The organism is Mesorhizobium sp. M7A.F.Ca.US.005.03.2.1, assembly GCF_003997795.1.
Classification (GTDB): domain Bacteria; phylum Pseudomonadota; class Alphaproteobacteria; order Rhizobiales; family Rhizobiaceae; genus Mesorhizobium; species Mesorhizobium ciceri.
Genome location: NZ_RZRP01000334.1, coordinates 1 through 6,361 on the forward strand (window position 1 = coordinate 1; position 6,361 = coordinate 6,361).

Genomic DNA, 6,361 nt, shown 5'->3' on the forward strand with positions numbered 1-6,361 from the left:
ATCGTGTTGAGTTCAGCTGCACTTGACGCATGAACAGCGCCCGCCAGCATCACGCCCGCAACCGCAATCCGTCTCGCAACGCTTTTCATCGCCAGCCCTCACGCCTGACCACGGTCCATCTGGGACGCTCAATGGATGGTAGGGCCAACGTCGGCAATGGCAATATCTCTCGGCAAACTTGACGCCGAAAAAGCGACACCTGACTGGGCTTGCGCGGTCTGATCGCTGCTCGATCGCGCCCGGCGATAAAGCAATGCCGGGTTAAGTGTGAAACGGTTTTCCCGGAAAAGCGCATAACGCTTTTCCCTTGGGAATTGCGTCGAACAAAGCGTGCGAAAAGCAAAAGGCCGGCATTGCGCCGACCTTTCCTATCGCTGCGACGTTCTGCGCCAGTACATCCGTGGTCGCGGGCCGAAAGCGAATTGCCTGCAGTAGACAGGGCTTTGGTTAACGAACCCTTAAGCTCAGGCCTTGGCCTGGGACTTCACATGGGCGATATAACCGCGCACGTCGCCGGCCGGCTCGCTATAGGCCTTGCCGAGCTTCTTCTCGATCGCCGCCACATAGTCCTTCGCCCATGTGGGCAAGGCATAGTCGATGACGGCCAGAAATTCGAGCGTCGCCGCCAGCCGGATATCGGCGATCGACGGATGCTTGCCGCCGATGAACGGCTTGCCGTCCCTGAAGAACGAGTGGAAGACCTCCAGCGGCTCGGCGATCGCCGCCATCGCCGCCTTCTGGGCTTCGGACTTCTTGTCGGGATGGGCGTCGCTGTGGCCGACCTCGCCGGCATAGTGCGGGAAGCCGAGCGCCGGATAGGTGGCGCGCGCCACATAGGGGTAGAGCGTGCCGATCAGGTAGAACATCGCACTGTCGACCATCGCCCGCTTGGCCGGTGCCTTCGGATAGAATTTCTCCAGCCCGTGCTTGTTGGCGAGATATTGCATGATGGCGCAGCTTTCCCACAGCACGCCTCTGGGCAGGCCCTTGTCCTCGATCATCGGCGTCAAATGGGCGGGATTTCGCGCCATGAACTCCGGCGAACGGGTGTGGCCCCAGGCATCGGTCTCGGCGTGGTCGAAACCCGCCGCGCGCGCAAACACCCGCACGGTCATGTTGTTGACGCTGGGCTTCAGCATGCTGAGCTTCAGCGTCGGCTTCTTGGCCGGCTTGGCCTTGGCCCTTGGCGCGGCATTTGCCGTCGCCTTCACGGCAGGCTTGGCGGCCGCCTTGGCTTTTGGCTTTGCCGCAGCTTTCGCCGCCGGCTTGGCGGCAGCTTTGGCCGCGGATTTCCCGGCAGTCTTCGTCGCTGTCTTGGCCATCTTGTTCCTCCCTCTGGTCTGCTCAGTATGGGTTCTTCGGCGCCCGATCGTCCGACAGGGTGGCACGGGAACGCTCTACGAGCGTCTGGATCGCATCGGCGAGATGCACTTCGGCGATGTTGTAGTCGCCGCGCCCGACCCGCAGCCTGTGCGCTTCCATCAGCACATCCGCATGGGTGAAGCCCGCCGGCGGTTCGAAGCGGTAGGACGCCAACTCGATCAGCAAGCCGAGCGGATCCTCGAAATAGATCGAATCCATGAAACCGCGATCCTTGACGCCGCTGTGCTTGATGCCGCGCTCGTCAAGCCGGGAGACCGCCTGCAGGAAGGTGACGCGCGACACCGAAAAGGCGATGTGGTGAACACAGCCCGGATCGGTCGGCGTGCGCCGCTTCTCCGGCGTCCGGCTCTCGTCGGTGAAGATAGTGATCAGCCGGCCGTCGCCGGGATCGAAATAGAGGTGGCTTTCCCTCGGCTTGTCGAGATTGGGCTGTTCGAAGATGAACGGCATGCCGAGCACGCCTTCCCAGAAATCGATAGAGGTCTGGCGCCCGGCGCCGACCAGCGTGATGTGATGGACGCCCTGCGATTGCAGCTTCTGCATTGGCCTTCCTCCCCCATGGATCAACTGGCCTTACGGACAGCGCGGCGTTCTGCGCGCCGCTGGAGCCGTACCCCAGGATCCATGATGTGATGCTAATGCAAACAGCTCCGCGGCGCCAGAAGCGACGAACGCGGTGACGCAACGGATAAAGCCGACTGATGGAAAGTGCGCCGTCCGCACTTCCGATGCCCGGCATCGGAAGCACGTACGCGCTGCGCTTTGGAGGCTGAGATCGGCGAATCCGGCCGATAGCCGACCGAATTGATGTACCGACTTACGAGCCGCTGCTGTTGACCGTAGTGCCGACGGTCGTGAAGATCCCGTTGAGCGAATTGCCAACCGCCCCGGCGCCGGTGATGATCGCGAGCGCGATGAGAGCTGCGATCAAGCCATACTCGATCGCGGTCGCGCCAGACTCGTCCCAAGCGAAACGATAAGCTATTTTCTGCATTTCAACCTCCTACAGCTACTAAAGCGAAAACTAATATTCGCCGTGAGTTGCGGGGACGTTAAGGTTCTCGGTTTCGCGTCCGTTAACATTTGCCAGACGAATGAAATAAAGGCCGGGCTGGTTGGCGCCACTGGCATTTTTTAAGGCTGCGGCTACCTGTGCAGAGCGGGTTTCCCGGACGCCACAGTATCGAGGCTCCGCGACTTCAGAAACGAAATCGACGGCATCCTGCAAAGTTGTCGAAAAACTTGGTACGCCCAAGGGGAATCGAACCCCTGTTCCCGCCGTGAGAGGGCGGTGTCCTGACCGCTAGACGATGGGCGCGTTCAAGAACCGGCGATATAGGCTGAGCGCTGGGAAAAAGCAACTGGGGTTAGGCCGCTTTCCCCGGTCGAGGAAAAGCCGGCCGTCAGCCTATCGTTTCGGTTCGATCAGATCCCAGAGATTGCCATGCAGATCGGCGAAAACCGCCACCGTGCCGTAGGGCTCGAAGCGCGGTGCTTCGCGGAATTCGACGCCTTTCTCCAGCATCGCCGCGTGGTCGCGGGCAAAGTCGTCGGTTTCCAGGAACAGGAAGACACGCCCGCCGGTCTGATCGCCGATACTTTTGCTTTGCGCCTCGTCGGAAGCCTCGGCCAGCAGCAGCCTGGCGCCCTGCCCGTTGGCCGGCGCCACTGTGACCCAGCGCTTGCCGCCGCCGAGATCGACATTTTCGACGAGCAGGAAACCCAGCCTCTCGACATACCAGGCAATCGCCTCGTCATAATTGGCGACGACCAGGGCGACCGTGGCGACGCGACGATGTTCGGCGAACCCGCTCATCCCCGAGGCTTGCTCATGGGCCTGCTGCCGTTCATCGTTGCGGCTCGGTCACTTGTTGCGGATCGCAAAGCGGCCGATCAGGCGTCGCTCGGTGATGTCGTAGACGAAGATCGTCCGGCTGCCGTCGGCAAGCTCGGCGTCGATCGAGACACGGTTGCCGGACAGCGACTGGCTGACCACCTTGGCCCCGACCGGCAGCACGATGTCGCCGCTGACCGGTTCGCCGGCGGGTGTCTGGATATCCCCGGCCAGCGGCGGGTTCGCCGGCGGTGCATTGCGCGCTTTGTAGACAAGGGCGCCGATCACCACCATAAGGGCGAGGAACAGCAGGCCGAGATTGATCCCGACGAAGCGGACGAGTTTCCTGCGCACCTTTTCGACCTCGGGGTCGAGCGGCTTATCCTGGTCTTCTTCGGCGATCGGGCTGGCCATGGCAAACAGTTCCGGAACGGTTTTTCAATGAGCGCTCATAACGAAGAGGCCCCTGAATTGATAGAGGCGGTACCGACCGTGCTGGTGGCGGATGCGGACGCGGCCGGTCAGCGCCTCGACCAGTGGCTGGCGGCAAGGCTTGGTCCGGACATGTCACGCAGCCGCGTGCAGATGCTGATCAGGCAGGGCGCGGTCTGGGTCGACGGCAAGCTGATCGATGAGACCAAGCGCAAGATGGCGCCGGGCGAAAGCGTGTCGGTTACCATGCCGGAGCCGGAGCCGGCGGAGCCGCAGGGCGAGAACATCGCACTCGATGTGCTTTATGAGGACGACGAGCTGATTGTCATCAACAAGCCGGCCGGGCTTGTCGTGCATCCCGGAGCGGGCAACTGGACCGGTACGCTGGTCAACGCGCTGATCCATCATTGCGGCGACAGCCTTTCCGGCATTGGCGGCGTGCGGCGGCCAGGCATCGTTCACCGCCTCGACAAGGAGACCAGCGGCGTCATGGTGGTCGCCAAGACTGACCGCGCCCACAAGTCACTCTCCGAGGCTTTCGCCGATCACGGCCTCACCGGCGATCTCGAACGTGCCTATCTGGCGCTGGTCTGGGGCATACCGCAGAGGCCGACCGGAAGGGTCGACGCGCCTCTCGGCCGCGCCGCCGACCGCGTGCGCCGTGCCGTGGTGCCGGAAGGACGCGACGACGCCCGCCATGCGGTCACCCACTTTGCCGTGCAGGAGCGCTTCGGCGAGAGCCAACAGGAGTTCGCCACCGCCAGCATGGTCGAATGTCGGCTTGAGACCGGCCGCACCCACCAGATCCGTGTCCACATGGCGCATATCGGTCATCCGGTGATCGGCGACCCCGATTATGGCCAGGCCTTCCGCACCAAGGCCAACCGGCTGCCGGAACCGCTGAAAAGCCAGGTCAAGGTATTTCCCCGGCAAGCTTTGCATGCCTGGCTCCTTGCATTTCGCCACCCCACTACCCATTTAACGATGAGGTTCGAGGCGCCGTTACCGAGGGACATGGAGGAACTCGTCGGCGGCTTCCGCAAACTCTGAACCCGTCACCGACAAGCCATCAAAAAACCTGACTGGCATTGTTCACTTCACCGTGACACACTGTTTCGTGTTGAACAAATGCCTGTCTTTTCTGGTTTTGTTCCTGTATAAGATCCGATGTCGCGGGCGAGCCTTTTGGTGCTCGCGTCACATGCCCGCCGCGTTTCGGGGGCATCACTCCAATAGAGAGGGGGCGCTATCATGGCCCAGTCATTACCCAGTATCGTTTCCGGCGAAGGCGGCCTCAGCCGCTACCTGGAAGAAATCCGCCGCTTTCCCATGCTGCAGCCGCAGGAAGAGTACATGCTCGCCAAGCGTTATGCCGAGCATGAAGACACCTCCGCTGCGCACAAGCTCGTCACCAGCCACCTCAGGCTCGTCGCCAAGATCGCCATGGGCTATCGCGGCTATGGCCTGCCGATCGGCGAAGTGATCTCGGAAGGCAATGTCGGCCTGATGCAGGCCGTCAAGAAATTCGAACCCGAGCGCGGCTTCCGCCTCGCGACCTATGCCATGTGGTGGATCAAGGCCTCGATCCAGGAGTACATCCTGCGCTCGTGGAGCCTGGTCAAGATGGGCACGACCGCCAACCAGAAGCGCCTGTTCTTCAACCTGCGCAAGGTGAAGGGCAAGATCCAGGCGCTCGACGACGGCGACTTGAAGCCCGATCAGATCGCCGAGATCGCCACCAGGCTGAACGTTTCCGAAGCCGAAGTGGTGTCGATGAACCGCCGCCTGTCGGGCGATGCCTCGCTCAATGCCCCGATCCGGGCGAGCGAAGGTGAGTCCGGCGAGTGGCAGGACTGGCTGGTCGACGACCACGAAAGCCAGGAAGAGATGCTGATCGAGCAGGACGAGCTGGAAAACCGGCGCGGCATGCTGTCGGGCGCTCTTGCCGTGCTCAACGAGCGCGAGCGGCGCATCTTCGAGGCCCGTCGCCTCGCCGAGGAGCCGCTGACGCTGGAAGAGCTTTCGTCCGAATTCGACATCAGCCGCGAGCGCGTGCGCCAGATCGAGGTGCGCGCCTTCGAGAAGGTGCAGGATGCGGTCAAGGCCGCCGCCAAGCGCCAGACCCAGGCGCTGCGCACCATTGAGGCGCAGCCCGCAGCCTAAAGCCGGCTAAAGGCAACAAGATCTAAAGGCGGCGCCAGGAAACTGGCGCCGCTTTTTTTCTTGTGTGGTTGGCGAAAGCGGAGGCGACATCCGATCTCCCCCGCAAGGGGGAGATTGCAGCTTCGCCGGCAGCGATCTCTCAAAGCCCATCCAGCGGAAACTTCAGGTACCGCCGGCCATTCGCTTCGGGTTCGGGCAGCCTCCCGCCATTCATGTTGACCTGCAGCGCATGCAGGATCAGCCGCGGCATCGGCAGCGTCCTGTCGCGCGCCTCGCGCAGGGCGACGAACTCGGCCTCGCTGCGGGCGGCGGCAAGATGGGTGTTGGTCGCCTTCTGTATGGCGACCGTGCTTTCCCACAAGGGTTCGCGGCCGCCGGCCTGATAGTCATGACCGACGAACAGCCGCATCTCGTCCGGCAACGCCAGTATGTCCTGGATCGAGCGCCAGAGCCGCGCGGCACTGCCGCCGGGAAAGTCCGTCCTCGCTGTGCCGCTGTCGGGCATGAACAGCGTGTCGTGGACGAAGGCGGCATCGCCGATCACATAGG

The 6,361-nt window shown here is 62.6% G+C and carries 7 protein-coding genes, 1 tRNA gene and 1 pseudogene; 2 read left to right on the forward strand and 7 right to left on the reverse strand.

Going from position 1 to position 6,361, the window contains the following annotated elements:
• Positions 1-464 precede the first annotated feature (464 nt).
• From EN991_RS19005 to EN991_RS19030, 6 genes are all read right to left on the reverse strand, one after another.
• Positions 465-1,322 (reverse strand): glutathione S-transferase family protein, encoded by an 858-nt coding sequence (locus tag EN991_RS19005; protein ID WP_127369309.1) that lies wholly within the window; start codon positions 1,320-1,322, stop codon positions 465-467.
• 22 nt (positions 1,323-1,344) lie between these two features.
• Entirely contained in the window at positions 1,345-1,926 is a 582-nt protein-coding gene (locus tag EN991_RS19010) for a VOC family protein (RefSeq protein WP_013529260.1), read from the reverse strand.
• A gap of 274 nt (positions 1,927-2,200) precedes the next feature.
• Positions 2,201-2,377 carry a Flp family type IVb pilin gene (locus EN991_RS19015; RefSeq protein ID WP_063169152.1) on the reverse strand — a complete coding sequence of 59 codons (177 nt, stop codon included), beginning with the start codon at positions 2,375-2,377 and terminating at the stop codon, positions 2,201-2,203.
• Between the two features lie 249 nt (positions 2,378-2,626).
• Positions 2,627-2,701, reverse strand: a tRNA-Glu gene (locus EN991_RS19020).
• A 90-nt stretch (positions 2,702-2,791) separates the two neighbouring features.
• On the reverse strand, positions 2,792-3,199 hold the full coding sequence (locus EN991_RS19025) for a VOC family protein (RefSeq protein WP_063169153.1): 408 nt from the start codon (positions 3,197-3,199) through the stop codon (positions 2,792-2,794).
• A gap of 48 nt (positions 3,200-3,247) precedes the next feature.
• On the reverse strand, positions 3,248-3,631 hold the full coding sequence (locus tag EN991_RS19030; RefSeq protein WP_013529257.1) for a fimbrial protein: 384 nt from the start codon (positions 3,629-3,631) through the stop codon (positions 3,248-3,250).
• 27 nt (positions 3,632-3,658) lie between these two features.
• On the opposite strand from EN991_RS19030, the gene EN991_RS19035 reads away from it, so the two are divergent.
• Both EN991_RS19035 and rpoH read left to right on the forward strand, forming a co-directional pair.
• Entirely contained in the window at positions 3,659-4,699 is a 1,041-nt protein-coding gene (locus EN991_RS19035; RefSeq protein ID WP_127369310.1) for an RluA family pseudouridine synthase, read from the forward strand.
• A gap of 201 nt (positions 4,700-4,900) precedes the next feature.
• The gene (gene rpoH / locus EN991_RS19040; protein WP_013529255.1) at positions 4,901-5,812 is read left to right on the forward strand and encodes an RNA polymerase sigma factor RpoH; all 912 of its coding nucleotides are present in this window, start codon (positions 4,901-4,903) and stop codon (positions 5,810-5,812) included.
• A 139-nt stretch (positions 5,813-5,951) separates the two neighbouring features.
• On the opposite strand, the pseudogene EN991_RS19045 reads toward rpoH, so the two are convergent.
• Positions 5,952-6,361: pseudogene (locus tag EN991_RS19045) on the reverse strand (MBL fold metallo-hydrolase); the annotation flags it as partial.